Genomic DNA, 25,738 nt, shown 5'->3' on the forward strand with positions numbered 1-25,738 from the left:
CGTACAGGCGGCTATCGACAAAGCGGAGCCGGGCGATGTCGTCCGGCTTCTGAAAGGCAAGCACAATGGCGCGGTTATGATCGACCGCGCCATTGAACTGACTGGCGAACCGGGCGCCGTTGTAGACGGACTTGGCTCGGGCAATGCCATAACGGTCAGCGCACCAGACGCTATCGTGCGCGGGCTGGAAGTGCGCGGCTCGGGCGATAATATGCCCGACCTCAATTCCGGGATTTTCGTGGCAAAAACCGCCACGGGCGCACGCGTCGAGAACAATCGCCTTATCGATAATCTCTACGGGATTTATTTGCACGGCGCTGCAAATTCCATCGCAAGTGGCAATGAGATCATTGGCCGTCGAGGCGTGCGCATGGCGCAAACCGGCAGTGGCGTTTCCATATGGAATGCCCCCGGTGCACAGGTTATCGGCAACGTCATTCGCTACGGGCGCGACGGCATCTATACCAATGCCAGCCGCAAAAACGTCTTCCGCGACAATGTGATGGAGGATGTCAGGTTCGCCGTCCATTACATGTACACGGACGACAGCCAGGTCGTCGGCAATGTTTCGCGCAACAATTCTGTCGGTTTCGCGATCATGTACACCAATCGCCTCAAGGTGATGGATAACCTGTCTGACGGTGATCGGGATCACGGCTTGTTGCTCAATTATGCAAACAGCTCGGTCATTTCCGGCAATCGCGTGATCGGGCGAATGCAATCGATAGACCGCTGGCTTGATGCCGGTGTTCAAAAAGCTGAACATGGCCTTCCGGCGGAAGACAAGACGGAGACGCTGGTGGGCGAGACCTCGCGGCTCGGCCCGGAAAAATGCGTGTTCATTTACAATGCCAACAAGAACAAGTTCACCGAGAACAGTTTCGAGAACTGCAGCATAGGCATTCACTTTACCGCCGGTTCAGAGGGCAATGCCATGAGCGGCAATGCCTTCATCAATAACCGCAATCAGGTGAAATATGTTGGCACGCGCAACCTTGACTGGTCGGTCAATGGGCGTGGCAATTACTGGAGCGACAATCCGGCCTTCGATCTCAATGGCGATGGTATCGCTGACAGCCCTTACCGACCCAATGATCTGATCGACAAGGTTTTGTGGACTGCGCCACAGGCAAAAATTCTCATCAATAGTCCGGCAATCGAGACTATCCGCTGGGCGCAGACCCAGTTCCCGGCGCTTCTGCCGGGCGGTGTTGTCGATAGCCATCCCCTAATGAAGCCGCCGCATCCGGCCGATCCGGCGAAAGGAAAACCAAATGACTGAGACTGTCATTCTTGATCAGGTCACGAAGTCCTATGGCGGGTTCAACGCTATAAGCGATGCGAGTTTCAGCCTTCACGCTGGAGAAAGCATCGCGCTGGTCGGCCATAATGGAGCAGGTAAGACCACGATGATAAAGCTCATGCTTGGGCTGATCCGTCCAACCAAGGGTGCGGTTCGTGTGCTGGGTGAGGACCCGGCGACGGGTGCTTTTGCCGCCAGATTGCGCCTTGGTTATCTGCCTGAGCACGTCTCTTTCAATCTGGCGCTGACGGGCGCGGAAACGCTTGGCTTCTATGCGCGGCTCAAGAGAATGCCGGTTGCTCAAAATATTGAGCTGCTCGAGCGCGTTGGTCTCGCCCATGCTGCGAACAGGCGGGTTGGCACCTATTCGAAAGGGATGCGCCAGCGACTGGGGCTTGCTCAGGCATTGCTTGGGCAACCATCCGTTCTGCTGCTAGACGAACCGACAACTGGTCTCGATCCCGCCTTGCGCCAGAGCTTCTATGAAGTTCTCGAAGAACTGCGGAGCAAAGGTACGACAATCCTCATGTCGTCCCATGCATTGACCGAACTGGAAACCAAGGTCGGGCGCGTCATCATCGCGAACAAGGGCAAGATCATTGCCGATGGCTCCATCGATACGTTGCGCCGGATTTCACAACTGCCGCTTCGCATACGCGTGCAGACGCCGGACGTCTCCCGGTTGCCTTCGACAACCGCCAATGCAGCATTGCGCTGGCATCGTCTCGGCCCGGATATCTTCGAAACAGAAGCTCCGACGGAAGGCAAGATGGCGCTTGTTCGCGAAATCGTGGCCATGAATGACAATCTGACGGAACTCGATCTTGTTCCGCCGACGCTGGACGAACTGTACGCCCATTTTCTCAATGCCGGAGAAGCGGCTCGCGCGGAGGCAGCGGAATGAACAATATTCTCATTATTGCTTCCAAGGAAATACAGGAAGGCCTGCGCAATCGCTGGGTTCTGGCGACCACGTTACTGCTTGCAGCATTGGCTCTGAGCATGACTTTTCTCGGTAGCGCACCCACTGGCAGTTCTGTTGCAGCAAGCAGGTTGGACGTGGTGATCGTTAGCCTCTCCAGCCTGACCATCTTCCTCATTCCTCTCATTGCTCTTCTCATTTCGCATGATGCAATCGTCGGTGAGATGGAACGCGGCACGATGTTGCTGCTTCTAAGCTATCCGATAAGCCGGATTCAGCTGGTTCTGGGCAAGTTCATCGGCCAGCTTGCCATTCTCGCTTTCGCGACATTGTTTGGTTACGGCGTGGCGGCTGTAGCGCTGATCGTGACCGGATCTGGCGTGGATGCGGGGAGCTGGCTCTCGTTATTGAAACTCATCGTCTCGTCGGTCCTGCTGGGAGCGGTGTTCATCGCCATCGGCTTTCTCGCAAGTACGCTGGTGCGGGAGCGGAGCACGGCAGCAGGTATCGCCATCGGCGTCTGGCTGTTTTTCGTGCTGATCTATGACGCAGCACTTCTTGCTCTGCTGGTTTTCGATCAGGGCCGTATTGTTGGCGGTGGCATACTCAACAGTCTGCTTCTTCTCAATCCAGCCGATTCCTACCGGCTTCTCAATTTCGGTCTCGGACAGGCCGGATCTCTGACCGGCATGGGTGGTATAGCCGGTAACGCTACGCTCTCGGCTCCGGCACTGACACTGGCGCTCGGTCTTTGGGTCATGCTGCCGTTGTCCCTTTCCATGTTGGTTTTCTCGAGGAAAGAATTATGAAACGCGCTTTGTTTCTGGCCCCTCTGTTTCTTGTTTTGCTTGCCGGATGTTCTCCAGATGAAAAGAAAGATGCCGTCATTGCTCCTTTCGCCCTGACAGAAAGCGCTATGGGCCGCTATTGCGGGATGAATGTTCTGGAACATCCTGGCCCCAAGGGCCAGATCATTCTCGAACCAGCAAATGAGGCGGTATGGTTCTCCTCCGCCCGCGACACACTCGCCTTTACAATGCTGCCCGAAGAGCCGAAGGGGATTGCAGCAATCTACGTTTCGGACATGGCGAAAGCGCCAAGCTGGGAGGAGCCGGGAGCGGAAAACTGGGTCGATGCACATAAGGCATTTTTCGTGATTGAAAGCGCTGCTGTGGGTGGAATGGGGGCACAGGAGGCCGTGCCGTTTTCAACACGGGAAGCAGCAGAGAAGTTCATCGCGGAAAAGGGTGGGCGTATCAGCACTTTCACCGAAATGCCGGAGAGTTACGTTCTCGGTGGACAGTCTGTACAGACCACCGATCTTGGAGCCGAAAGCCATGCGCATTGAAAGGGGACGGCGTGTCAGTCGCCGCCTGGTACTTGCTGGCGGTGCGGCTGGAGTAATGCTCTACGCTATTCCAAAAAGTGCAGCTTCACTTGAGCTTCCCGAGCCCATCGTCTGGCGCGGCCAGGCGATGGGAGCGCCTGCCAAGATCATACTCTATCATCCTGATCGTTCGACCGCCGAACGCCTGCTACGTGCAACTGCTCAAGAGGCGGAAAGGCTGGAGAACATCTTCAGCCTATATCGTACAGATTCAGAACTCACCAAACTTAATCGCAATGGGGCGCTGGCATCGCCTTCGCCCGATCTGATTGAGGTCTTGCGTATCTGTCATGAATGCTGGCAGGCCAGCGATGGCCTTTTCGATCCGACGGTACAGCCCCTTTGGAACTGTCTGAAGAAGCATTTTTCACAAGAACATCCGTCTGCTGACGGACCATCGCGACAGCTTTGGGATGAAGCGCTGGCAAAGGTCGGGTTCGGTCACGTTCTCTTTGATGAGAACCGGATTGCCTTCTCCAAGCCGTCAATGGCTCTGACCCTGAACGGTATTGTTCAGGGCTACGTCACCGACCGTGTGACGGCTTTGTTGCAAAGGGAAGGGGTCAAACATGCGCTGGTCGATATGGGGGAGTATCGCGCGCTTGGCTCGGGGCCGGACGGCACGGCATGGCGCATTGGCATCGCCGATCTCGAAGCCGGAGCTAGAACCGAAGAACATGTCGATATCCGCGACCAGGCGCTCGCGACGTCCAGCTTCAGCGGGTTTCAATTCGAAGAATCCGGACGCTTCAACCATTTGCTCAACCCAAAGACCGGATTTTCAGCAGCACTTTATGGTTGGTTGACTGTTGTGGCACGCGATGCAGCGAGAGCGGACGCCTGGGCAACCGCATTCAGTTTGATGGATGAGAATCAGATCAAGGCGACCATTCTCGGCCAAGCGGAGATGTCCGTCATTGCGCAGAAACGCTCAGGCGAAAGACTAGTTTTCGGCTCGTAGCATACCGCCCGCCTGGATGGGCGGTTCGGTCATGGCTGCGTTTATGGCCCGCCGCCGCAGATGCCGAACAAAAAGGACTGCGGCGAAAGCAGTTGACCTATCTGACGGTTTCAAATGCCCCTTAGCTCCCTAAGAAAGGCCATTATACATCACTGCATGTTCCTACTGCGCAGAGATTATCGGGAATTACTGGTCCATCCGCTAACAGTCGCACAATTTGTCTCCGCATCGTGCGTTTGATGGTTTTCTCGAAGTCCTTGGTCAGTCTGCGACACCGTCCCAGCCATGCAAATGTGCGTTCGACAACCCATCGACGCGGGAGTAGTTGGAAACCTTCAGCGCGATCAGACCGCTTGACGATTTCCAGTGTAAACTTCCCGACCTTTTCCAGCCTGCCTTTGAGCTTTGGTCCTGCGTATCCGCCGTCAGCAAAGATATGCCGCAACCACGGCCAAGGTTTGAGAATGGTTTTCAAGACATCTGGCGCGCCGTCTCTGTCCTGAATGCCCGCAGAATGGATCACGAGACCAACCATCAGGCCGAGAGTATCAACCACAATATGACGTTTGCGACCGTTGATCTTCTTCCCCGCATCAAAACCTCGTATTCCGCCGCTTTCCGTGGTTTTCACCGACTGGCTATCGATCACACCAGCCGTGGGGCTGGGCTGCTTGTCGGCCTGTTCACGCGCAATCATCACAAGTGTGTTGTTGATGGTCCGCAGCATGCCATCATCTCTCCAGCGGTAGAAATATTTCTGCACCGTGGAGAATGGTGGGAATTCAGTAGGCAAAAGCCGCCACGCACCACCCGAAGAAGCTATATAAAGAAGCGCGTTCACCACTTCTCGCAGGTTTGTCTTTCGAGGGCGACCGAGATGTCGTGGCAAAGGCATCAGCGGTTCGAGCACAGACCATTCCGCATCCGTTAAATCGCTTGCATAACGCGAATTGCGACGCTCATACTGTCGGCGAGCGGTTTCAGTCCAGGCCATCGTGATCTCCATCGTATGTCAGAAATCCGATTGAATCATAACCTGCTGAAATCGCTCAACCCTTTTTGGAACAGGCTCTTACAGATAGCGCTGGTCGCCGCCAGTTTCGGCGTCCCACACGGCGCGAGCGCTCAGGATAAGACCGAATCTGAAAGGAATCTCGAAGCTTTTCCGGCAGCCCCATCCGGTTCCTACCGTTATGTCATCCATCTTCCCCCGCTTGAGAAGGAACAGGATGCCAAAGTCGAGATTATCGCAGGACGCAACGCAACGGTGGACTGCAATATCAGCTGGTTCGGCGGAAGTTTGACCCCTGGCACCGTCGAGGGGTGGGGATTTGACTATTTCACTTTGACAGCAAGCGATCGCATGTCAGGCACGCTGATGGCTTGTCCGGAGGACAGCAAGCGGACTGATTTCGTTCCGGTTCGCGGCGAAAATTTCATGCTGCGCTACAACAGCCGGCTTCCAATCGTCATCTATGCGAAAGATGGCCTCGAAATCCGCTACAGGATCTGGAAGCCGTCCAACGAAACGCACAACGCGCAACGCGGATAGCCCGCGCCGCAAAGTTACTTTGATTGACGATATAATGCCCGGATGCAGAGAATCCGGGCATTATTTCTATCCAGTTTACTGGCTGAAGTTTCGCCCATCGGCGCGTTTTGCGAAACGCAGAACGGTGAAGCCGGCCAGTCCGGCAATGAGCGAGCCAATCAATATCCCGATCTTCGCTTCGTTCTGGAGCAGCACGTCATCGAAAGCCAGAAGAGAGATGAACAGGCTCATAGTGAAGCCGATGCCGCATAGAAGCGTCGTTCCGAGCATTTGCGGCCAGCTTGCCCCGGCAGGCAGATCAACGATTCCACTTTTCACCAAAAGCAGCACCGCGCCGAAAATACCGACGAGCTTGCCGATGGCCAGACCGGCAGCTACGCCCAAGGTCACTGGCGCGAAGAGTGCTTCCATGCCAAGGCCGGAAAAGCTGACACCCGCATTGGCGAAGCCGAATATGGGTACGATGACGAACGAAACCGGCTTGATAAGGCTGTGCTCGAGCAGATGCAGCGGGCTTTCGGAGACGGTCGCTTCAGGCTTTGCGGGGGTGCGCTTGATCGGAATGGTCAGCGCAAGCAAAACGCCTGCAATGGTGGCGTGAACGCCGGAGCGATAGGTGAAGAACCACAGTGCAAGACCGAGCAGCAGATAAGGCGTCAGGCGCTTCACGCCGCTGAGGTTCAATGCGATCAGGGCGGCGACGACTGCCGCAGCCAGTCCCAGATTCATCAGGGAAACACCGGTTGTATAAAACAGGCCGATAACGATCACCGCGCCGAGGTCGTCAATGATGGCAAGGGCAGCGAGAAACACTTTCAGAGAGGTGGGAACTCTTGGCCCCAGCAGCGAAATGACGCCAAGCGCAAATGCGATATCGGTTGCAGCCGGGATAGCCCAGCCGTGGGAAGCGCCGCTATTGAGGTTGAAGGAAAGATAAACCAGAGCCGGTACTGCCATACCCGCCGCAGCAGCTACGCCCGGCAGGATGCGGCGGGGCCAGGACGAGAGATGGCCATCAACCATCTCGCGCTTGATCTCCAGTCCGACCATCAGGAAGAATATCGCCATCAGCGCATCATTGACCCAATGCTGGACAGAAAGTGGTCCAAGATAGGCATGAAGAGCGCCGAAATAGGCTTCGGAAAGCTGCGAGTTGGCTACGAGCAATGCTGCTATAGCTGAAGCTATAAGCAGCAAGCCGCCTGAAGACTCGCTATCAAGAAAATTGCGAATAGTATTGTGAATGCGACCAGCCATGGCAGCTCCCTGACAGAAACAGTTAAAAACAGTCTCCGTATTCAGGGTAGTCCCTGGGCGCACGCAGCACACGCCATAAGGCCAAGATAGCGACAAATTCCGCAGTTTCAAGTCGCTTTGTGAAGTTATCATTCGATTGTTGAATAGGATTGCAATTTATTTAATCGTGTCAATTATCATTTCTATTTCGTTGGTTTTAATATGAAATAATTTTCCTGTAACATCTTATCTGAATTAAATATTACAATAGATACTCGGAATTGAGCCTAAAGTAATCTGCATTTTTTATCTACATTATAGATCGTTTCAGAGGGTATACACAGAGTTGGAAGGAATGCTTGACAAGCCGCGCCCGGCTTTCCATGCTCGGCAACACAATTTGAACAAAATCAATCAGGGAACGGAGAGCAGATATGACAATGGGAAAGTTTACCCGGCGTGGTGTGGTTGCTGCATTTGCAGGCATCGTTGCCGTAGGGGCCAGTATTGCCTTTGCGCAGGCTCCGGCCTTCTTTCGCATCGGCACCGGAGGGACAGCGGGCACCTATTACCCGATTGGCGGGTTGATCGCCAACGCGATTTCCGGAGCAGGGGATAAGGGCGTTCCCGGTCTGGTGGCTACGGCGGTTTCGTCGAACGGTTCGGTGGCTAATATCAACGCTATCCAGTCAGGATCGCTCGAATCTGGCTTCACCCAGTCGGACGTGGCTTACTGGGCGCATACCGGCACCGGTCTTTATGACGGCAAGGGCAAGGTCGAGGATCTGCGCCTGATTGCCACCCTTTATCCTGAAACCATTCATCTGGTCGCTCGTAAAGGGGCTGATATCAAATCCGTTGCCGACCTCAAGGGAAAGCGCGTTTCCATCGATGAGCCGGGATCGGGTACGATCGTTGATGCCCGCATCGTGTTGGAAGCATACGGATTGAGCGAAAGTGACATCAAGGCCGAACATCTGAAGCCGGGTCCTGCGGGAGAACGTCTGAAGGATGGCGCACTCGACGCCTATTTCTTCGTTGGCGGATATCCGACCGGCGCGATCTCGGAGCTGGCCACATCGAACGGCATTTCGCTGGTTCCGATTTCCGGTCCTGAAGCGCAGAAGATTCTCGAAAAATATTCGTTCTTCTCGAAGGATGCCGTGCCAGCCGACACCTATAAGGACGTAGGCGAAACCGAAACGCTGGCGGTTGCAGCACAGTGGGTTACGAACGCCAAGCAGCCGGATGAACTCGTCTACAACATCACCAAGACCCTGTTTAACGAGGACAGCAGAAAGGCACTTGATGCCGGGCACGCAAAAGGCAAGCTCATCAAGCTTGATACGGCGACGACCAGTCTCGGCATTCCGCTGCATCCCGGTGCAGAACGCTTCTACAAGGAAGCTGGCGTTCTGAAATAGGTTGTCCATTCCGGTTCTGATGAAAAATGCACGGGGCTTCAGCAGAACTCCGTGCATTTGCTTCCAGTCCGAATAAAGCATCTTTCAGGTGTATAATTTTGTTAAAACAAATGGTTAGAGCGATTATTTGATTCAAATGGATCAGCTTGCGCTCTGAGTGGAGAGGGCCCTATGGTGAGCGAGCAAGAGGCGAAAACTTCGCCCATGGAACTGGACGAAGCCAAAGCGCGCGAGCTTGAGGAAAAGTTCGACTCCGAGATTCGCTTTCGCCCACTAGGACCGCTCGCGGCACGCATTGTCGGCGCGCTGCTGATCATACTTTCCATCTTCCACTATTACACGGCGGGCTTTGGCCTTCTCTCGGAAATGGTGCATCGCGGCATTCACCTTTCCTTCGTGCTCGGTCTGGTCTTTCTTGTTTTCCCGTTCTCCCGCAAGGGTTACGATCAGCCCACCACATCGTCATGGTTGAGGCCGCTTGGCATTTCCGTCATCGACTGGGCGCTGGCGATCATAGCGGTCGTGTCCGTCGCCCACGTTCCAATGATACCGCTCGATGATCTTGCCTTTCGCGTTGGTAATCCGACGACGACAGATGTTGTCCTCGGCGGTCTTCTCATTCTGGTTCTGCTGGAAGCGACGCGACGGTCGGTCGGCTGGCCACTGCCGATCATATCAATCCTGTTCATGCTCTACGCCATTTTCGGGCAGCATATGCCGGGCATTCTCGTCCATCCCGGCGCGACCGTCAGCCAGCTTGTCGATCATCTTTATCTGACGACACAGGGCATCTACGGTATCGCTCTTGGTGTGGTGGCAACGTATGTTTTCCATTTCGTGCTGTTTGGCGTTTTTGCAACCCGCATCGGTCTCGGTCAGCTATTTCTGGATTGCGCGGCTTGGGTAGCAGGCCGTTTTGCTGGCGGTCCGGCAAAAGTCTCCATTTTCGGCTCCGCATTGTTCGGCATGATTTCAGGCTCGTCGGTCGCCAATACGGTGACCGTCGGTTCGCTGACCATTCCGGCGATGATCCGGCTTGGTTACAAGCGCCACTTTGCCGCCGCCGTGGAGTCAGCATCATCAACAGGCGGGCAGATCACGCCGCCGATCATGGGGGCAGCCGCGTTCCTGATGATCGAATTCCTGAACCTGCCTTACACAACCATTATTCTGGCGGCTATCGTGCCAGCCTTCATGCATTTCTTCGGCGTTCTGATGCAGGTCCATTTCGAAGCCAAGCGCAATGGTTTGCGCGGCATGACGAAGGAAGAGCTGCCTGACCTGAAGGAAGCTTTCAAGCGTGACTGGCCGACTGTCATTCCATTGATTGTGCTGATCGGCGTTCTGCTGTCGGGCTATACGCCTTATCTGGCTGCATTCTGGGGCATTACGCTCTGTATCGCAGTGGGATTGCTCAATCCGCGCAAGCGCATGTCGATAGGCGAGATTTTTGACGGACTGCGCGATGGCGCCAAATATGCGCTCGCCGTGGGCGCTGCTGCGGCGACTGTCGGCATTATCGTCGGCGTGGTGACGCTCACAGGCGTCGGCTTCAAGATTTCCTATATCGTGACCTCGACAGCAGGGCAGCTCGCGACATATTTCGGTACCATTCTGCCCGCTGCATGGTTTGGCCCGCAAACACTGACGCTGCTTTTCACGCTCATAATGACGGGGATAGTCTGTATTCTGATGGGCTGTGGCATTCCAACGACCGCCAACTACATCATCATGGCTACGATTGCCGCGCCCGCGCTGGGGCTGTTGGGGGTTGAGCCGATCGTAGCTCACTTCTTCGTCTTCTATTACGGGGTGTTGGCGGATATCACACCGCCTGTCGCGCTCGCGGCCTATGCGGCGGCGGGTATGGCGGGCGCCGATCCGTTCAAGACCGGCAATACGGCCTTCCGGCTCGGTCTCGGCAAGGTACTTGTGCCATTTGTCTTCGTATTCTCTCCGTCGCTTCTGTTGGTCACATCTGACTTCAATTGGCCGGATTTCTTCGTGGCATTCCTCGGTTGTGCCATCGGCATCACAGCACTGGGTGCTGCACTGTCGGGCTTTTTACTGGTGCGTACGAAAGCCTGGGAAAATATCCTGATGATCGTCGCCGCGGTTTTGCTGGTTGCCCCGGAGATTTATTCGTCGCTTCTGGGACTGGTGTTGCTGGTGCCGGTTGTGGTTCGCCATCTTTCGTCGGTGCGACAACCTCAACCTGCCTGAAGCGCATCCCGAAACGTGTGAAACGGTTTCCGGGTTGCGCGAGAAACAATAGCGGCTGCCATGCACTTCGCACTCTTGTCGGACAGGCTTGGTAGCCCGCCCGATTCACCCGGTCATCATTCGATAGATTGCCGGTAGAGCGACGGGCAGTTTCGACAGCTTGGCGACGAGTGCATAGTTTCTCCGGCCGAAAAGTGCTGGAAGATAGGCGCTTGCCTCCCGGTCGACCGTCACGGCAAAGACGTTGACGCCTGTGGCGCGCGCTTCGCTGACTGCCCTGCGGCTGTCCTCAAGCGCGAACCGGCCTTCATAGTGATCGACATCGTTCGGCTTGCCGTCTGTCAGAACCAGCAGAAGCTTCTTTCGGTTCGGCTGTTCGGCAAGCTTTGCCGTTGAGTGGCGAATGGCGGCTCCCATGCGTGTGTAGAAGCCCGGCTTCAGCGCCGCAATCCGGTGTTCTACGGCAGAACCGAAGGTTTCGTCGAAGTCCTTCACGGTTTCAACCCGCACCCATGAGCGGCGGCGTGAGGTGAATGTCTGGATGGAGCAGCGGTCGCCACAGGCGGCGATGCCGTTAGCAAGAACCAGAAGCGCTTCCTTTTCCACATCCAGCACGCGTCGATTGTCGATCCATGCATCGGTGGATAGGGAGACATCGACCAGAATGGTGACCGCAAGGTCGTTTGCCTTGGGCCGGCTCATCAGGTGCACATGGTCGCTGCCCTGTCCTCCGGCGGCAAAGTCGCATCGTGAACGCACCACGGCATCAAGATCGAGATCGTTGCCATCAAGCTGCGCCCGCATCAATTCGCGGCCCGGCCGCAGTATCTCGAACTGGCGGCGCACCCGACGCACCAGGCTTTGCGCTTCGTCATCCAATTCCATAGCTTCTTCACGGCCCTGTGCTGGTCCTGCCAGAACACTGCAATGGTCGGGAAGATAAACACCTTTCCGGTAATCCCATTCCGGATAGGTCAGTTTGGCGGTAAGAGCCGTTCGGTCGACGGCTTCGGGCGGCAGGTCGAGATCGAAACGGAAACGGGCGGCGGGTCTGCCCTTGCGCTCGCCCAATGTCAAATCATCAAGCTCATCGGCGGATTTTGCGTTCTGCTCGTCGCTATCGTCCGTTGGCCTGTCGACGCTCACCATTTCTGCCATGGCAAGGATTTTCTCGAAGCGATTGAGAATGAACGGGCTTCTGTCGGCCAGTTTCGGGTCCTGCTTCTCGCGGTTGGCAATCTGCCGCCCGGTTTCGACACCTTCCGCCTTGCTGTTGAGCACCGGCTGGTCGTCGCTGTCACGCGGTGCAGTTTCCTCGCGCCTTATCAATTCCGGCCAAAGCGGGACGGGCAGGGCGGGCAGATAGCCTGCGGGGGCGCAATGCGGGAAGATTGTAGCGAGACTGTCATCCGGCAGTCCTGCGCCCTGTTTCAGAAGCGCCAGAATGCGCTCTTCCACTTGCTGTTCAAGACCATAGAGCGAGCGTTTGGGACGTACAGCCAGCATCGCTTCGCACAGGCGCGCATAACGTTTCTGAAGGCCGGGAAATACCCGGCAAGTCTTCGCAACCGTATCCGATGCCAGTGCAAGGGCTGCAAGGTTGCGGCGCAAAGGGTCACGGGGAAGCTCATTCACTTCGGTCGGCATGACTGCCATATAACCCGCAAGCCAGACATAGAGATCGTAATTGAGCGTGCGATCGGGGAAAAGCGCGATCTCCGGCGGCAGCATCAATGTCGCTTCGTCCCGCAACGGCTGGCTAAGCTTCTCTTCGCCCAAAGCCATGCGCTGCCGCAATCCCAGCCTGTGCCCGGAAGTTCGGGCACGGGCCGGGGCAATCTGTACGGCAACATCGCCACCAAAACCACGAAAGCAGATGGCGAGTTTCTGGCGAATATCGCCAAGCTGCACGGCGTGCTGGGGATAATGCGGCCACGATCCGGTCTTGCCGATCAGGCGATGCCAGGCCCGGCCAACGGTTTCTTCCAGTTCCAGAAAGTCCAGCATTGTGCGTCCGCCTATTTCAGCATTGCATCGGCAACTTCAATCAAAGCGGCTTTGACATCCGGCTCATCGGTCAGCGGCTCGATCATCGCGGCGCGTGCGGCTTCGCGTTGCGACATGCCTGCGTCGATCAGCGTGGCGCAGTAGACCAGCAGACGGGTTGAAACGCCTTCCTCCAGATCGTGGCCTTTCAGCCCGCGCAGCCGGTGAGCCAGCGCCACCAGTGGCGCAACCTTTGGAGCCGCAAGGCCGCTTTCATCGCTGACCACCGCGATTTCCTGTTCCTTGGGCAGAAAGTCGAACTCGATGGCGACGAAGCGCTGGCGCGTGCTTGGCTTCAGGGATTTCAACAGGTTCTGGTAACCCGGATTATAAGATACGACGAGCATGAAGCCGTCAGGCGCTTCGAGCAGTTCGCCGGTGCGTTCCAATGGCAGAAGGCGGCGGTCGTCGGTCAGCGTATGCAGAACCACGGCCACGTCCTTGCGCGCCTCGACGATCTCGTCGAGATAGCAAATGCCGCCTTCGCGTACGGCGCGGGTCAGGGGGCCATCGACCCATATGGTATCGCCGCCTTTCAGCAGGTAGCGCCCGGTCAGATCAGCAGCCGCCAGATCGTCATGGCAGGAAACTGTCGAGAGCGGCAGGCCGAGTTTTGCGGCCATATGGCTTACAAACCGCGTCTTGCCGCAACCGGTCGGTCCTTTGAGAAGCAATGGCAGCTTGCGCGTCCAGGCCATTTCGAAGAGCGCGCATTCATTGCCGGACGGGCTGTATGGTGGGATCGAGACATCGGCATTTTCTACATTTCTGAGAATGGGGTTCATGGCCGTTTTCCTTTGTATCATGCAATGAAGCCCCGCCATGAGGCGGGGCCTGGTGTCGATCATTCAGCGGGTTGAACGAAGCCGGAGGTGTTTTCGCGGCGTTCCTTGCCTGGAACCAGGACGGCCCAGATGAACATGAAGGCCGAAATCACCACCACGACGCCGGAGCCGAGGCGTATCCAGTAGAACAGCGCCAACTGGTCCTGCACGACCATGAAGCTCTCACCCAGAACACGTTGCAGATGGGTCTGGACAACACCTGCGAATGTGAGCGCAAAGGTCATCACGGACATGGCCGTGCACATGGCCCAGAAGCTCACCATGGAGAGCATCTGGTTATACGGCGCCCGTCCACGCAGTTCGGGGATCGCATAGGCCATGACTGCGAGATTGAGCATGACATAGGCGCCGAAGAAGGCGAGGTGCCCGTGGGCGGCGGTAAGCTGCGTGCCGTGGGTGTAGTAGTTGACCGACGACAGCGTGTGCAGGAAGCCCCATACGCCCGCCCCGAAGAAGGCCATGACCGAACAACCGATGGACCAGAGAAGAGCCGCACGGTTTGGATGTTTGCGACCGGCTTTCCATGTCATCACGAAGGTAAAGATCACCATGGTGAAGAACGGAGCGACTTCCAGTGTCGAGAACAGCGAACCGATCCACTGCCAGTAGCCCGGTGCGCCGATCCAGTAATAATGGTGACCTGTTCCGAGAATGCCGGAAAACAGCGCCAGACCGACGATGACATAGAGCCACTTTTCGACGACTTCGCGGTCGATGCCGTTCAGCTTTATCATCAGGAAGGCGAGGATCGACGCCATGATGAGTTCCCACACACCTTCAACCCACAGATGGATGACGTACCACCAGTAAAGCTTGTCGAGCGCGAGATTGATCGGATTATAGAAGGCGAACAGGAAGAACAGGGCAAGGCCCCACAGGCCGAACAGAAGAATGTTGGTCACCGTGGTCTTGCGGCCCTTGAGCGCCGTCAGCGTGATGTTGAACAGGAAGATCAGGCAGACGACAACGATGCCGACCTTGATGATGAATGGCTGTTCGAGAAATTCACGCCCCTCGTGAATATGGAACAGATAGCCGACAACGGCGACACCGGCCGCCACGAAGAACAGCCAGAACTGGATGACGGCGAGTTTGGTGCTGTAAAGCTCGGTTTCCGTTTCTTCCGGCAGCAGATAATAAGTCGAACCCATGAAGCCCATCAGCAGCCAGACGACCAGCGCATTGGTGTGGATCATGCGAACGATGTTGAAGGGCAGCAGCTCGGAGAGCGTATTGGGCAGAACATAGATCGTACCAGCGAGAACGCCGAATGCGACCTGCGCGATGAACAGCACGAGCGCTCCATAAAAATAGAGCATCGCGACCTTTTGGCTTTCATATTTCATATTGTGTAACTCCGTTCATCCCGCGCTCAGCCGGCCTCGTTGGGCGGCCAGTCCTGCGTCTTGATGCGGCTGGTCCATTCAAGGAAATCAGCCAGATCGTTGAGTTCCTGTTCGCTCAGGTTGAACTGGGGCATCTGGCGACGCCCTTCGATCCCGGTAGGTTGTGCCTGCATCCACGCTTTCATCGTTTCGCGTGCGCCTTCGGGGTCTTCTTCGCCGCCCCAGCGCTTCCAGACATTGCCAAGCTCGGGTGCAAAATAGGCCCCTTCGCCAAGCAGCGTGTGGCAGTTGATGCAGGAGTTTTTCTCCCAGATGTGCTTGCCGCGGGCGACCGAGGCCGTCAGCGTGGATTCATCCGTGGAAGTTGTTTTCATGTAGTAGTGACTGTGCGCCGTCAGCCCCACGAAGATCGCGAAAAAGAAAATAGACCCGCCATAGAAGACGTTTCGTGCGCCGGTCTTGGTTAGGCGTTCTGCCATCCCTTCGTCCTTTCATCTGCCGGGGGACAAGCCCCGGCAACAAATCCCCCCGTCAATAATGCGGCTGGTCGATCCCCTCGCCAGCATCACGGGACAGGACTGTTCTATCGGTCGGGGGAAAGGCTTCTTTGCGATTTGGCAAACACCAACACGGTTGTTCAAAGGAGAACGCGAACAACGATGGAACGTGTCAGGGCAAGCGCCAGCAGAAGGGCAGGCCAGGCCAGCAAAGCGGGCTTCAATGTGCCGCTGGTTCCGCGCATTTCCATAAAATCGAGGATGACGAACCAGCCTTTTGCAAAAGCGAGAATCAACACGATGATTATGGCTGCGAACATTCCGGCGCTGGTGCTTGCGATGAATGCACCGCTTAGAGCGAGGAGAATCAGAATGATGAATGTGCGGATCAGGGAAGAGTGGTTGCGATCAGACACTGCGGGCCTCAAGCGAGATAAAGAACAGGGAACATCACCAGCCATACAAGGTCGATGGCGTGCCAGAGTGTCGTAATCAGCAGAATATTCGAGCGTGTCGGTCGCCATGCGACGAGAGCAAGCACGACAGAGCCGAACGCCACATGCATCAGGTGAAAACCTGTCAGGAGAAAATAAAGCTCGAAGAACGAGCCTGCGCTTTCATCGCTCGCAAACTGGATTTCATGCGAATATTCGATGAGCTTGATCGCAACAAACACGAGGCCGAAAAAGGCAGCATATAAAAGCGGTCGGCGAGCCTGATTGATATCGTTGCGCCTGCGCACGGCTATTGCTGCCTGCCAGCCGCTCATCAGCAGCACGACGGTGTTGGTTGCAGCGAGACCGGGGCTCAGATGCGCACGTAATTGCGCGACGCCTTCTACATTGACGATCGACATCACCATGAACGCGATCAGCAGGATCGCGAAGGCAACGAGTTCGCTCCAAACGAGAATCCAGAGCAGAAGATCGTCTTCCGCGCGATCCCCTGAATTCATTGCAGCTATGGACAAATCTTCGGTTCCAGACATGGCACATGCCTAGCGCCCGCAGTTCGGGCTTTCTTTGCGTTTTGACAAAGAAGAAATGCACTGGCGGCGACATTGTATCCCCGACAAAGCAAAGGAAATTTCAATGACGGATGCACAGATCGGACTCATGGTCGCGACACCGGCGATCATCGGCTTTTCGCTGGTTCTCTACCGTATGGGAGCGTTGCAGGGCGCGGGCACGCTATCCGCCGTTGCTGCATCCATCGTGATTGCAGCCGTTCTTTTCTTGGGTCAGTAGGTTGGGAAAAGAGCGATGGACACGCCGCCAGTCTTGCATGCCACTGATATCAGTCGCCTTGAGGCCCACCATCACGACCTGCTGGAACTATGCCTGCAGTTGGAAGAAATCGCCGATGACCTCGAAACCGGCGCTTCAATGCAGGAGTATCGGCGAATCGCCATGCTCATTCCCCGCCTAGTGGGTGAAACCCATGCGCTGGAAGAAGAGGTTCTTTTCCCCGATTTCAGCCGACAGGCTCATTCCCATTTTGCCACCGCCATCATCGAACGATTGAAGGCCGAACATCGTTGTGACCGGCTGGCCGCCGAGGAGTTGTCGCAGACATTGATGGCTATTGCAGAAGGTCGTTGCAGCCTCGCTCGTGACACGATCTCATACATGGTGCGCGGCTTTATGGAGAGCGTGCGTCGTCATATTCTGTCGGAAAAGCTGATGATAGAGGCATTGCTGGCAGCGAAATCCGAAGAACGGGAAGTTTTCGGATAGCAAAACGACGCTATCCGAATCTCTTTGGAAGAAAACCAGATTATCCAGTTGTTTTTATTGTATTTTGATTGTCTTGTGCAGAGCGTTTTCCGCTTGGAAATTCCGGCTTTTTACTGAGTTTATTGCTCGCCGTCGGCAAGTCGCCTCACACCCGACATATTGAGAACGGTCAGTTTCTGGCGACCGCCGCGTACAAACCCCAGTGCCTCCCAGCCGGTGAGAATGCGTGACACTGTATGCAGCGTCGTCCCGGTCATTTCGGCAATATCCTGTTTCGTGATCGGAAAATCGATCCGGATGCCGTCATCTTCTTTCCGTCCGGCCTGACGCGCAAGGCGCAGCACCGTGTGTGCGACACGCCGTTCCACTTCTTCCGTCGACATTTCACGGATACGCGTATGGGCTTCTTCCAGCCTTTTGCCGATTGTCTGGATGGCATTCATTGCCAGACCGGGATTCTGCTCGACAAAATAGTCCCAAAGCTCAGTCGGCCAGGCCAACACGATGCTTTCTGCGACGGCGATCGCTGTTCCGGGGTAGTCGCTTCTTTGCAGGGCTTTGGCAAATCCGAAAAGATCACCCGGATGCACCATGCGGACAATGATCTGCTGCCCGTCCGGCGTTACCTGATTGACCTTCAATCGCCCATGCAGGAGGAGGTAGAATAGAACGGCTTCATCGCCCTGTTCGAAAATCGCCTCTCCCGGAGGAACACGCTTTGTAGTTGCATACGAAACGAGTTTGTCGAGTTCGCCATCACTCATTTTGGCGAACAAGGACAGTTTCCTGACAAGTCCGCGATCTATCATGGACATTGCGTTTCTCACACTCCAAAATCCTGCATCTACTTTAGCACAGCAAAGCAGGCTTGGAATTGTTTTCGGGGCCGGGGATCGGGCATTCACAGCTAATCCCTCATGCGCCGATGTTCTGGATGCGCTTCCACACCACAGCATACCAGCGGTTGTCGCGAACCAGCCGGAAACCGAGATTGTCGGGCGGAACGCCGACGCTGCATCCTCCGGTTTTCGGGTTGCGAATGAACGAGCTCATTGCAGCGCGGTGCTTGCCATTGACGACGTAAACGCCGCACGAAGGTGTTTCTGCAATCTGTTTGCCATAGGCATCGATATTGACGCGACGGTGGCAGGTCTGGGTCCATTCCCACACGTTGCCAGCGATATCGGCCACGCCCAGTTCATTGACACCGAAAGCACCGGCAGGGCGTCTGGCAGGGTTTCTGTCCTGCTTGCGGGCACTTTGTTTTTCATAATCTCTCAGCCAACGCAGCGCGGGATTGGCAGCAGAATCGTCATCGACGCCAAGGGCGTCGTCAGGAAAGCGTGAGCCTGCGGCGAATGCCCACTGTTCGTCTGTTGGCAGATGCCAGATTTCGCCGGTTTTGCGTGAAAGCCAGTCGGCATAGGCCTGCGCATCATCATAGCTGACGCCGACGATGGGGCCATCGGCTGCGGATGCATCATGATTGTGCGGCAAGGTCTCGGCAGGCTGACAGTCGCCATCGGCGACGCAGTGCGCGTATTCGGTCGTACTGACCTGATACTTCATGATCTCGAATGCCCGTTGCAGCTTGCGGGTCATCAACGGGGCATCGACGGGATAATTGTTCTTCTGAAAGTCGCCATCCGCCCGATAAGTCATAGTGCGCGGCGCGAGAACAATCATCTCGGGACCGACAGGTGATGCGCCCGATATTGCGTGGTTCGAACGCCCGACGGCGTCAACGACAAACAACCCCGCGACGACTGCCAGCACGACCGCCGGAACGGCTACGGCAAGCTCACGCAGGCGCTTTTTTCCTTTGCCTTCGTTCATCGGATATCAAGGGACCGCAGCCATATGGGAGGCAAATGGATGCAGCCCCGAGCCTTTCTTCGTAAAGCACGATTCAGGGAAGGTTTGCCGAAGGCACCCTGGGAGTTGAGGCGCCTACAAACATTTGCTTTACGTGCCGGATGGCGCGAGAACCGATGTCATCAGATCGTCGTTCCATTCACCCGTGACCTTGAAATGAGCCGCAGCGCCGAGTTCAAAGGCCTCGATCAGATTATGGTTCACATAGGCATAGATGCCGGGCTGCTGGAACGTATAGAAAGCTGCTCCGGCCGCGCCGCCCGGAATGAACCAGGTTTCCTGATCGACATCCGGCGGCGTGTTGAACTTGCCGGTCGACCAGACATAGTCCCCGTGGCCCCCGATCAGATGCGGTCTCGTATCGCGGTTGGCCTGCGAATGGACGATCAGGACTTTCTCGCCGACCGCCGCCGTCATGGCCTTGTCGCCGGTCAGTGCTCCAACAGCGCCGTTGAACACGACATGGGTTGGGGTGAGGGTGCGCATGACCTTGACCGTGTCTTCATAAGCGTCACCGGGCGCATCATATTTCTTGAACTTCCCGTCCTCGTCACGCGGCACATAGAAATCCTGTTCGCCGACATAATAAATTTTGTCATAGGTCAGGGCTTTTCCCTTGCCGTCATGCAATCCCTCGCGCGGCAGCACCATAATGGCACCATTCATGCCCGATACCACGTGCCATGGAACCATTCCGGGAGGTGCGCAGTGGTAGACGAAGACGCCGGGCTTGGTCGCCTTGAAGCGCAGGATGGTCTTCTCACCCGGATTGATTTCGGTCAGCCCGCCGCCGCCCAATGCACCTGTTGCCGCGTGGAAATCGATATTATGCATCAGCGTGTTGGTTTCAGGGTTGATGAGGGTCAGTTCGACATAATCGTCCTGATGCACGACCATGAGCGGTCCCGGAACGGTGCCGTTGAATGCCATGGCGTGAACTTCGGTTCCCGCATCATCAATGACGATCTTCTTTTCCTCGATCACCATGGTGAATTCGACCACCTTTGGTCCGCCTTCTGCAACCTGACTGTGGGCATGCACGAAGGGAGGGGCCACCAACTCCACTTTCTGGCGCGGGAGTGCCGCTATTTCTGCCGCACTTGCCTTCCTCACCGCGCCTTGTCCCCAAGCGGATGTGGTTGCCAGAACCGGCGCAAGCGCCCCGGCGAGGGCGGCTCCTGCCAATATGCTGCGGCGGCTGATTTGCATCTGGTCGACCATCGATACTCTCCTTTACGATAGGACCGAGCATTTCCTGCTCTGTCATGCCGACTATAGAAAGAGACGCTTTGGTGGTCCTTGACTGCGATCAAGGTGGCGCAGAAAGTTGAGTAATAATTATTATTTAATATCAATCACTTAATATATTTAATTGATGTATGTTTCCCTTTGTTTGCGCTGGAACAAAGGGGTTTGGCCAAAAGAGAAACCAGCGAACAGATTGGCACTGTTCGCTGGTTTCCCTGATGCGGATATGTGCGGGAGATCAATCTCCAAACCGAGCCTGCACCTCAGGCATCGCCATCTCCGGAATCCACTCCGGTTCATAGGTCAGTTCGACATTCACAGCATGAACGCCTTCAACAGATTCGGCGCTCGCACGAACGGCATCGGTCAGATAACCGGCAGCCGGACAACCGGGTGTCGTCGTTGTCATGCTGATATCGACATTCCCGCCTTCACGAATGTCGATACTGTAGATCATGCCAAGGTCAACGAGATTGAACCCAAGTTCGGGGTCGAGCACCAGACGCAGGTTTTCGATGATCTGTGTCTCCATCCGGGCATGTGTTTCGTGTTGCATGACGACTACCTCGCGTCTCCGACGCGGATCATGATACGATAGGCAGCCCCGGTCTCATCGAAGTTGCCGACCCATTCATGACCGCGGTTTTCCAATTCGGGAAAGAGGAACAACGGCTCGCGGTGCAGCAATGCGAACAGGACCGTACCCGCAGACATATCTTCCACTTCGGCAAGAATGCGCACCATCGGTTCCGGTGGCTGCATGTCCGAACAATCAAGATAGCGCGATGGTTCAGGCCAGACATCCGGCGATACGACATTGTCCGAGAACCGCAGTTCCGGCGTGGCATCCATCACCGGACTGAACAGGACTTGCCAGTCACCATTATCCAGAGGCTCTGCCTTTGCAGAAAAGCCTTTTCGCTCCATGACACTGAAAAGCGGCGCCGGTTTGAACGGGGCGATCAGCAGGAGGCTTTGTCCCGGCGAAAGACCATCGACTGCTTCCATGATGGCATTGAAGGGTTCCACGCCGCCCTTGATCAGCGGGCGTACGTCCAGCACATGGTGCGTGATGTCCTGAACTGAGAGTGTCATTTCGATCTCCTGAGAATTGGTTCACCGGCATAGATGAGATGCGGCAGGGTTGCCCCTTTTGGCAGGCGTAGGCCGTTCGGTACATCAAGAAGCCGCCGGGCGCGAAAGAAGTGCACGATCAATGCAAGGATCGCCATGAGATTCAGCATAATGGCCAAACGAAATACGGTTGGATATTCGGCAATCAAAGCCAGCGTCGCGACTGCAACGCCAATATAATAAAGAGCGAACCACTGTCGTGCGCGGCGTTCGCTGACCATATCCTGCACACGTGGTGTCGGTGCACGCCCCATGACGGGGCCATAACATTCGAGCCAGGTCAGAAACGGTACGATCTTGTAGAGTTGGGCAAGGCTGAGGCCGGTCAGCCAACCGAAGGTAAACAGATAGACAAGGGCTGCAATCATCGCATCGGTGGCGCCCGTCCAGAAGAGGGCAATTGCCAGAAGAATTGAAAGCCCAAGCGCGATGAAGGCTGGAATGCTGGCGGCGCTGTTCAATTCTATCGTCTTGCGTTTGCGCTGCCGGTAGATCGTCTGGATATCGACGATATAGAGCGCGATGCAGGCGATGCCGGGAATGAGGGCCGCTGTCACGGCTATCTCGATTGCCCCCATTTCCAAGGCGACAACAACGATTCCGATTGCGAGGATGGTCAGGGCAGCAGCGCCTTCCCACCAGATAATTCTGGTTGTCTGCCGCGCAGCATCGGGGGACAGCATGAACATTGTCAGCAATCTGTAGCTCACGCCCATAGCCGTGAAAGTCATCCAGCCGCCAAGGCCAAGTGCGACGTGAACCGGCAATGCCGCACCGGCAATATCGAGCAGAACGGCTTGCTCCGTGAAGCCGGACAGCACGAAGGTGAAAATACTGCCAAGCAGTGCTGTTATCAGAAGACAACAGATGCCTGCCGCAACAAACCGTGCGGGCAGGGTGATCGGGCGAGCAAGCCAGAGCGTCATGCCCAATATTGCGAAAATGACGGAAAATCCGCAGGTCAACAGGATGCCGGAGACCGGGAGCAGCCATGCCGGATTTTCCGTCATTCCGGCCATGCCTGCAAAGCCAACGAGCAGACCGGAAAGTCCTGCTACCAGCAGAAGCAAGGCGGGGAGGCTTGCCCGGCTTCCCCACAGGGATCTGTTGACCAGAACCGGCACGAATTGCAGAAGTGCGCCACTCATAAGCAGTGCAAGCCATCCTATACAGATGGCGTGCACGATTATAAGTGTTTCAGCCGCGCGAATGCCGTGACCGGGATAGCCGAAACCGCCCGCCATCAAGGCAAGTCCAAAGACGAGGAAAGCCAGCGAAGCGGCAAAGTAGGAGAGGGTCCAACGGGAAAGCGTCGCGCCGATCATCTCAGTTCGTCCCGGACGTTGTGCCTATAAGACTTCAGTGATTGCCGCAGGTACACTCATGGTCAGCGCCATGATGGCCTTTCCGGCGACCGATCTCGACCCGCCATAACGGACCAGTTTCCTTGTAGACCCACGAGAATGCGCCCGGATTACGGGTTTCAAGCTGGTGGCGCAGCGGTACGGGATCGTGATCGTTGACGATTTCCAGCGCTTCGCCGGGTTCAAGCGAATCGATCATCGAGAAGATCGTCGCATGCCGCGAAATCGGCGGTATGGTGCGGACATCGATTACGGGGGATAGTGAGACAGGTTCTGCCGACATCATATTGTTCCGTGGCTGTCAGGCTTCGAAGCATGATGATGACAGCCGCATCATCATTCGAGCCATTCTAGAGTGACAGGCGCAAACCGGATTTGTTGTATCTCAAAGAAGATCGGAAATTTCTGGCAGATATTCATTCAATCGACGAAGCGGGGGCGGCATCTTCTGCTGACCAGCCCCGCGCTTCATTGTCGAAACAACATTACTGGTTGATTTCGGGCTCAACGAGCTTTTTCAATTTCTCCAGGGATTCCTGCCAGCCGAGATAGCAGGCTTCAGCGGGAATGATATCAGGCACACCTTGCTGTTCGATGTTGATTTCCGTTCCGACCGAAACGGCTTTCAGGGTTATCGTGACTTTCATTTCGCCGGGCAGGTTCGGGTCGTCGAAACTGTCCGTATAGACCAGCCGTTCTCCCGGAACGAGTTCGACATATGTGCCGCCGAAAGAATGGCTGTGGCCGGTCGTGAAATTCCGGAACGACATTTTGTGTTTGCCGCCGACCTTTGCGTCCAGCTCGTGGACGGTGCAGGTGAAGCCATATGGCGGTAGCCAGCTGGCTACGGCATCCGGCTCGATAAATGCGCGATAAACCTTCTCCGGCTTGGTGGCGAAGACACGGTGCAGGCGAATAGTGCTGGGCATGGTTTCCTCCCTTTGTCGGTTTTCAGTTCAGTGGGTGTTGGCAGGCTTTTTGAAAAGCAGGCTTATATATCGCTTGAGATGGTCGACGCTTTCGACCGCATGCAGCGGGTCGCCGCTTGCCTTGGCGATGATAAAAGCGCCCTGAATGACCGCCTGCGTATGAAGAGCAAGGCTTTCAGCGGTGAAATCACCTGCAACCGCATAGCGCTCCATCGCGGCCGCGATATCCGGGACAAGCGTGTCCGCATGGCTTGAAATGCTGTCCCAGCAGGCATTCCGGATCACGGAATTGGTCTCATAGACTTCCTGCGTCATGGTGCCGACGAGACAGGTGAAGTCAGGCAGTTCGCCTTGAACGAGCTGCTTCCGCAACTCGACATAGGCCAGCACGCGCTCAAGCGGGTCTTCAGGAGCATGATAGGCGGCATCGGCAAAGAGCGCGCCTGTCGTTTCCGACCAGTAGTTCGCGGCGGCAACCGCGAGGTCTTCCTTGCTGGAAAAATGATGAAAGAAAGCGCCCTTTGACAGGGATGCCTTCGTGCAGATGTCATCGACCGTCGTTGCGGTGTAACCCTTGGTGCGAATAACGCTCAACGCTGCATCAAGCAGGTTGGAACGGGTCTGCGGGTTCTGTCTACGTGCCATGATCTTGCTCCTGATCAAAACAATACCAACCGGTTGGTATGAAATCAAGCAACTAATTGGAGTTTGCTAGTTGCCGTAAGGCGCGGCTTTCGGAAGGCGCGATGTGGATGATTCTGAAAATTGCTTCGATTCCGGGGGGCTGGCCGGGTTTGTGGATAAGTTTGATGTCATTGAAAAAGCCCGGAAATCGGGCGTTCGACAGCAAAATCGAAAATTCTTATTCTTTCTTCGTGACCCTTGCTTGACACTTGTTCGAGAACCCCTTAAACGACCGCTCACACCGGACGGAAACGCCGGTGCGACGCAGCCGCAAGGTTGCCGAGAAATGCGCGGGTGTAGCTCAGTTGGTTAGAGTGCCGGCCTGTCACGCCGGAGGTCGCGGGTTCGAGCCCCGTCACTCGCGCCACTTTCCTCTCAACAAATCAATAGATTGAACGTTGACACGAAAGTGGCGCCTACCGCCATTTTTACTTTTTCTCAAGCCAGAATTGCTGATCGTGAAAGGGCATTGAAATGCCCTGTGAATGATTTTTACAATATTCCAATTCTTCTCCAAACACGCGCTTGACACTTGTTCGAGAACCCCTTAAACGACCGCTCACACCGGACGGAAACGCCGGTGCGACGCAGCCGCAAGGTTGCCGAGAAATGCGCGGGTGTAGCTCAGTTGGTTAGAGTGCCGGCCTGTCACGCCGGAGGTCGCGGGTTCGAGCCCCGTCACTCGCGCCACTTTCCTTTCAACAAATCGATAGATTGAACGTTGACACGAAAGTGGCGCCCACCGCCTGTTTTACGGTGCCGTCTTCTCTTCAAAAAACTTCATGGGAATTGCCGGGGCGCAGCCGCTTCGCCGAACCGTATGTCTGCTATTTGGAAAATTGCTTCCAGGACAGATAGGCGACCGACAGAATGATCGCTGCAATGACGAGAAGATCGCCGCTGGCGAGCAGGTAATGGCTCATGCGTGACCTCCTTGTGATGCTTCGGCCGACATATGTTTCATGATAGCCGGGGCGAATGCGATCTGAAGGCATGGCTTCGCAAAGCTTTCAGCATTTGGAACGT

The 25,738-nt window shown here is 55.8% G+C and carries 27 protein-coding genes and 2 tRNA genes; 12 read left to right on the forward strand and 17 right to left on the reverse strand.

The features are described 5' to 3' along the window. From HWX93_RS17000 to HWX93_RS17020, 5 genes are all read left to right on the forward strand, one after another. Positions 1 to 1,282, forward strand: a 1,282-nt coding sequence (locus tag HWX93_RS17000; RefSeq protein ID WP_176038053.1) for a nitrous oxide reductase family maturation protein NosD, incomplete at its 5' end; no start/stop codon positions are given. Next, positions 1,275 to 2,207 carry an ABC transporter ATP-binding protein gene (locus HWX93_RS17005; RefSeq protein ID WP_176038054.1) on the forward strand — a complete coding sequence of 311 codons (933 nt, stop codon included), beginning with the start codon at positions 1,275 to 1,277 and terminating at the stop codon, positions 2,205 to 2,207. The genes HWX93_RS17000 and HWX93_RS17005, both read left to right, overlap by 8 nt. Beyond that, a complete protein-coding gene (locus tag HWX93_RS17010) occupies positions 2,204 to 3,034 on the forward strand; it encodes an ABC transporter permease (RefSeq protein ID WP_176038055.1) in 831 nt (276 codons plus the stop codon). The genes HWX93_RS17005 and HWX93_RS17010 overlap by 4 nt, the downstream gene beginning before the upstream one ends. Then, positions 3,031 to 3,573, forward strand: a complete 543-nt coding sequence (locus tag HWX93_RS17015; RefSeq protein ID WP_176038056.1) for a nitrous oxide reductase accessory protein NosL — start codon at positions 3,031 to 3,033, stop codon at positions 3,571 to 3,573. The genes HWX93_RS17010 and HWX93_RS17015 overlap by 4 nt, the downstream gene beginning before the upstream one ends. Beyond that, positions 3,563 to 4,573 carry an FAD:protein FMN transferase gene (locus HWX93_RS17020; RefSeq protein WP_176038057.1) on the forward strand — a complete coding sequence of 337 codons (1,011 nt, stop codon included), beginning with the start codon at positions 3,563 to 3,565 and terminating at the stop codon, positions 4,571 to 4,573. Before HWX93_RS17015 ends, HWX93_RS17020 begins: the two co-directional genes overlap by 11 nt. A 142-nt stretch (positions 4,574 to 4,715) precedes the next feature. On the opposite strand, the gene HWX93_RS17025 is transcribed toward HWX93_RS17020, so the two are convergent. Then, on the reverse strand, positions 4,716 to 5,579 hold the full coding sequence (locus HWX93_RS17025; RefSeq protein ID WP_328700185.1) for an IS5 family transposase: 864 nt from the start codon (positions 5,577 to 5,579) through the stop codon (positions 4,716 to 4,718). An 18-nt stretch (positions 5,580 to 5,597) separates the two neighbouring features. Between HWX93_RS17025 and eco the strand changes: the two genes are divergently transcribed. Continuing rightward, a complete protein-coding gene (gene eco, locus HWX93_RS17030) occupies positions 5,598 to 6,125 on the forward strand; it encodes a serine protease inhibitor ecotin (RefSeq protein WP_235969129.1) in 528 nt (175 codons plus the stop codon). A 75-nt stretch (positions 6,126 to 6,200) separates the two neighbouring features. Here the strand turns inward: eco and nhaA are convergent, their stop codons facing one another. Next, positions 6,201 to 7,382 (reverse strand): Na+/H+ antiporter NhaA, encoded by a 1,182-nt coding sequence (gene nhaA / locus HWX93_RS17035; RefSeq protein WP_176038058.1) that lies wholly within the window; start codon positions 7,380 to 7,382, stop codon positions 6,201 to 6,203. 413 nt (positions 7,383 to 7,795) lie between these two features. Here nhaA and HWX93_RS17040 point away from each other — a divergent pair, with 413 nt between their 5' ends. Then, positions 7,796 to 8,785, forward strand: coding sequence for a TAXI family TRAP transporter solute-binding subunit (locus tag HWX93_RS17040; RefSeq protein ID WP_061345471.1), 990 nt, complete (start codon positions 7,796 to 7,798; stop codon positions 8,783 to 8,785). 171 nt (positions 8,786 to 8,956) lie between these two features. Beyond that, the gene (locus HWX93_RS17045) at positions 8,957 to 11,008 is read left to right on the forward strand and encodes a TRAP transporter permease (protein ID WP_151677796.1); all 2,052 of its coding nucleotides are present in this window, start codon (positions 8,957 to 8,959) and stop codon (positions 11,006 to 11,008) included. Positions 11,009 to 11,113: 105 nt separating this feature from the next. Here the strand turns inward: HWX93_RS17045 and HWX93_RS17050 are convergent, their stop codons facing one another. The 6 genes from HWX93_RS17050 to HWX93_RS17075 all read right to left on the reverse strand — a co-directional run bounded on the left by HWX93_RS17050 (position 11,114) and on the right by HWX93_RS17075 (position 16,730). Continuing rightward, a complete protein-coding gene (locus HWX93_RS17050; protein ID WP_151651459.1) occupies positions 11,114 to 13,015 on the reverse strand; it encodes a nitric oxide reductase activation protein NorD in 1,902 nt (633 codons plus the stop codon). 11 nt (positions 13,016 to 13,026) lie between these two features. Further along, positions 13,027 to 13,839 carry a CbbQ/NirQ/NorQ/GpvN family protein gene (locus HWX93_RS17055; protein WP_176038059.1) on the reverse strand — a complete coding sequence of 271 codons (813 nt, stop codon included), beginning with the start codon at positions 13,837 to 13,839 and terminating at the stop codon, positions 13,027 to 13,029. A 59-nt stretch (positions 13,840 to 13,898) separates the two neighbouring features. Further along, the gene (locus HWX93_RS17060; RefSeq protein WP_010660606.1) at positions 13,899 to 15,245 is read right to left on the reverse strand and encodes a nitric-oxide reductase large subunit; all 1,347 of its coding nucleotides are present in this window, start codon (positions 15,243 to 15,245) and stop codon (positions 13,899 to 13,901) included. A 26-nt stretch (positions 15,246 to 15,271) separates the two neighbouring features. Continuing rightward, a complete protein-coding gene (locus tag HWX93_RS17065; protein WP_006466562.1) occupies positions 15,272 to 15,724 on the reverse strand; it encodes a c-type cytochrome in 453 nt (150 codons plus the stop codon). A gap of 158 nt (positions 15,725 to 15,882) precedes the next feature. Continuing rightward, positions 15,883 to 16,158 (reverse strand): cytochrome C oxidase subunit IV family protein, encoded by a 276-nt coding sequence (locus HWX93_RS17070; protein WP_176038060.1) that lies wholly within the window; start codon positions 16,156 to 16,158, stop codon positions 15,883 to 15,885. Positions 16,159 to 16,166: 8 nt separating this feature from the next. Beyond that, positions 16,167 to 16,730 carry a cytochrome c oxidase subunit 3 family protein gene (locus tag HWX93_RS17075; protein ID WP_176038061.1) on the reverse strand — a complete coding sequence of 188 codons (564 nt, stop codon included), beginning with the start codon at positions 16,728 to 16,730 and terminating at the stop codon, positions 16,167 to 16,169. 103 nt (positions 16,731 to 16,833) lie between these two features. On the opposite strand from HWX93_RS17075, the gene HWX93_RS17080 reads away from it, so the two are divergent. Beyond that, positions 16,834 to 16,989 carry a hypothetical protein gene (locus HWX93_RS17080; protein WP_010660610.1) on the forward strand — a complete coding sequence of 52 codons (156 nt, stop codon included), beginning with the start codon at positions 16,834 to 16,836 and terminating at the stop codon, positions 16,987 to 16,989. Positions 16,990 to 17,004: 15 nt separating this feature from the next. Further along, the gene (locus tag HWX93_RS17085) at positions 17,005 to 17,478 is read left to right on the forward strand and encodes a hemerythrin domain-containing protein (protein WP_151554688.1); all 474 of its coding nucleotides are present in this window, start codon (positions 17,005 to 17,007) and stop codon (positions 17,476 to 17,478) included. Positions 17,479 to 17,597: 119 nt separating this feature from the next. On the opposite strand, the gene HWX93_RS17090 is transcribed toward HWX93_RS17085, so the two are convergent. The 9 genes from HWX93_RS17090 to HWX93_RS17130 form a co-directional block, all read right to left on the reverse strand. Further along, positions 17,598 to 18,293, reverse strand: coding sequence for a Crp/Fnr family transcriptional regulator (locus HWX93_RS17090; protein ID WP_176038062.1), 696 nt, complete (start codon positions 18,291 to 18,293; stop codon positions 17,598 to 17,600). A 100-nt stretch (positions 18,294 to 18,393) separates the two neighbouring features. Beyond that, positions 18,394 to 19,314 carry an SUMF1/EgtB/PvdO family nonheme iron enzyme gene (locus tag HWX93_RS17095; RefSeq protein ID WP_176038063.1) on the reverse strand — a complete coding sequence of 307 codons (921 nt, stop codon included), beginning with the start codon at positions 19,312 to 19,314 and terminating at the stop codon, positions 18,394 to 18,396. A 129-nt stretch (positions 19,315 to 19,443) separates the two neighbouring features. Next, positions 19,444 to 20,574, reverse strand: a complete 1,131-nt coding sequence (gene nirK / locus HWX93_RS17100) for a copper-containing nitrite reductase (protein ID WP_176038064.1) — start codon at positions 20,572 to 20,574, stop codon at positions 19,444 to 19,446. A gap of 265 nt (positions 20,575 to 20,839) precedes the next feature. Next, entirely contained in the window at positions 20,840 to 21,157 is a 318-nt protein-coding gene (locus tag HWX93_RS17105; protein WP_151643195.1) for a metal-sulfur cluster assembly factor, read from the reverse strand. A 5-nt stretch (positions 21,158 to 21,162) separates the two neighbouring features. Continuing rightward, positions 21,163 to 21,696 carry a DUF2249 domain-containing protein gene (locus tag HWX93_RS17110; RefSeq protein ID WP_176038065.1) on the reverse strand — a complete coding sequence of 178 codons (534 nt, stop codon included), beginning with the start codon at positions 21,694 to 21,696 and terminating at the stop codon, positions 21,163 to 21,165. Continuing rightward, positions 21,693 to 23,060 (reverse strand): hypothetical protein, encoded by a 1,368-nt coding sequence (locus HWX93_RS17115; RefSeq protein ID WP_176038066.1) that lies wholly within the window; start codon positions 23,058 to 23,060, stop codon positions 21,693 to 21,695. The genes HWX93_RS17110 and HWX93_RS17115 overlap by 4 nt, the downstream gene beginning before the upstream one ends. A 34-nt stretch (positions 23,061 to 23,094) precedes the next feature. Continuing rightward, positions 23,095 to 23,382, reverse strand: a complete 288-nt coding sequence (locus HWX93_RS17120) for a DUF2249 domain-containing protein (protein WP_151554681.1) — start codon at positions 23,380 to 23,382, stop codon at positions 23,095 to 23,097. A gap of 202 nt (positions 23,383 to 23,584) precedes the next feature. After that, complete coding sequence (locus HWX93_RS17125) at positions 23,585 to 24,028, reverse strand: SRPBCC family protein (RefSeq protein ID WP_151554680.1); 444 nt, start codon at positions 24,026 to 24,028, stop codon at positions 23,585 to 23,587. A gap of 27 nt (positions 24,029 to 24,055) precedes the next feature. Further along, positions 24,056 to 24,673, reverse strand: coding sequence for a TetR/AcrR family transcriptional regulator (locus HWX93_RS17130; protein ID WP_176038067.1), 618 nt, complete (start codon positions 24,671 to 24,673; stop codon positions 24,056 to 24,058). A 329-nt stretch (positions 24,674 to 25,002) separates the two neighbouring features. Here HWX93_RS17130 and HWX93_RS17135 point away from each other — a divergent pair. Then, a tRNA-Asp gene (locus HWX93_RS17135) sits at positions 25,003 to 25,079 on the forward strand. 246 nt (positions 25,080 to 25,325) lie between these two features. After that, positions 25,326 to 25,402: transfer RNA gene (locus tag HWX93_RS17140), tRNA-Asp, on the forward strand. The last annotated feature ends 336 nt before the right edge of the window (positions 25,403 to 25,738 follow it).

The organism is Brucella tritici, from assembly GCF_902825325.1.
Classification (GTDB): domain Bacteria; phylum Pseudomonadota; class Alphaproteobacteria; order Rhizobiales; family Rhizobiaceae; genus Brucella.

Coding starts and splice junctions, on each gene's coding strand:
- HWX93_RS17005 (WP_176038054.1), top strand. CDS start 1,275: ATGACTGAGACTGTCATTCTTGATCAGGTCACGAAGTCCTATGGCGGG.
- HWX93_RS17010 (WP_176038055.1), top strand. CDS start 2,204: ATGAACAATATTCTCATTATTGCTTCCAAGGAAATACAGGAAGGCCTG.
- HWX93_RS17015 (WP_176038056.1), top strand. CDS start 3,031: ATGAAACGCGCTTTGTTTCTGGCCCCTCTGTTTCTTGTTTTGCTTGCC.
- HWX93_RS17020 (WP_176038057.1), top strand. CDS start 3,563: ATGCGCATTGAAAGGGGACGGCGTGTCAGTCGCCGCCTGGTACTTGCT.
- HWX93_RS17025 (WP_328700185.1), bottom strand. CDS start 5,579: ATGGAGATCACGATGGCCTGGACTGAAACCGCTCGCCGACAGTATGAG.
- nhaA (WP_176038058.1), bottom strand. CDS start 7,382: ATGGCTGGTCGCATTCACAATACTATTCGCAATTTTCTTGATAGCGAG.
- HWX93_RS17040 (WP_061345471.1), top strand. CDS start 7,796: ATGACAATGGGAAAGTTTACCCGGCGTGGTGTGGTTGCTGCATTTGCA.
- HWX93_RS17045 (WP_151677796.1), top strand. CDS start 8,957: ATGGTGAGCGAGCAAGAGGCGAAAACTTCGCCCATGGAACTGGACGAA.
- HWX93_RS17050 (WP_151651459.1), bottom strand. CDS start 13,015: ATGCTGGACTTTCTGGAACTGGAAGAAACCGTTGGCCGGGCCTGGCAT.
- HWX93_RS17055 (WP_176038059.1), bottom strand. CDS start 13,839: ATGAACCCCATTCTCAGAAATGTAGAAAATGCCGATGTCTCGATCCCA.
- HWX93_RS17060 (WP_010660606.1), bottom strand. CDS start 15,245: ATGAAATATGAAAGCCAAAAGGTCGCGATGCTCTATTTTTATGGAGCG.
- HWX93_RS17065 (WP_006466562.1), bottom strand. CDS start 15,724: ATGGCAGAACGCCTAACCAAGACCGGCGCACGAAACGTCTTCTATGGC.
- HWX93_RS17075 (WP_176038061.1), bottom strand. CDS start 16,730: ATGTCTGGAACCGAAGATTTGTCCATAGCTGCAATGAATTCAGGGGAT.
- HWX93_RS17080 (WP_010660610.1), top strand. CDS start 16,834: ATGACGGATGCACAGATCGGACTCATGGTCGCGACACCGGCGATCATC.
- HWX93_RS17085 (WP_151554688.1), top strand. CDS start 17,005: ATGGACACGCCGCCAGTCTTGCATGCCACTGATATCAGTCGCCTTGAG.
- HWX93_RS17090 (WP_176038062.1), bottom strand. CDS start 18,293: ATGTCCATGATAGATCGCGGACTTGTCAGGAAACTGTCCTTGTTCGCC.
- HWX93_RS17095 (WP_176038063.1), bottom strand. CDS start 19,314: ATGAACGAAGGCAAAGGAAAAAAGCGCCTGCGTGAGCTTGCCGTAGCC.
- nirK (WP_176038064.1), bottom strand. CDS start 20,574: ATGGTCGACCAGATGCAAATCAGCCGCCGCAGCATATTGGCAGGAGCC.
- HWX93_RS17105 (WP_151643195.1), bottom strand. CDS start 21,157: ATGCAACACGAAACACATGCCCGGATGGAGACACAGATCATCGAAAAC.
- HWX93_RS17110 (WP_176038065.1), bottom strand. CDS start 21,696: ATGACACTCTCAGTTCAGGACATCACGCACCATGTGCTGGACGTACGC.
- HWX93_RS17115 (WP_176038066.1), bottom strand. CDS start 23,060: ATGATCGGCGCGACGCTTTCCCGTTGGACCCTCTCCTACTTTGCCGCT.
- HWX93_RS17120 (WP_151554681.1), bottom strand. CDS start 23,382: ATGTCGGCAGAACCTGTCTCACTATCCCCCGTAATCGATGTCCGCACC.
- HWX93_RS17125 (WP_151554680.1), bottom strand. CDS start 24,028: ATGCCCAGCACTATTCGCCTGCACCGTGTCTTCGCCACCAAGCCGGAG.
- HWX93_RS17130 (WP_176038067.1), bottom strand. CDS start 24,673: ATGGCACGTAGACAGAACCCGCAGACCCGTTCCAACCTGCTTGATGCA.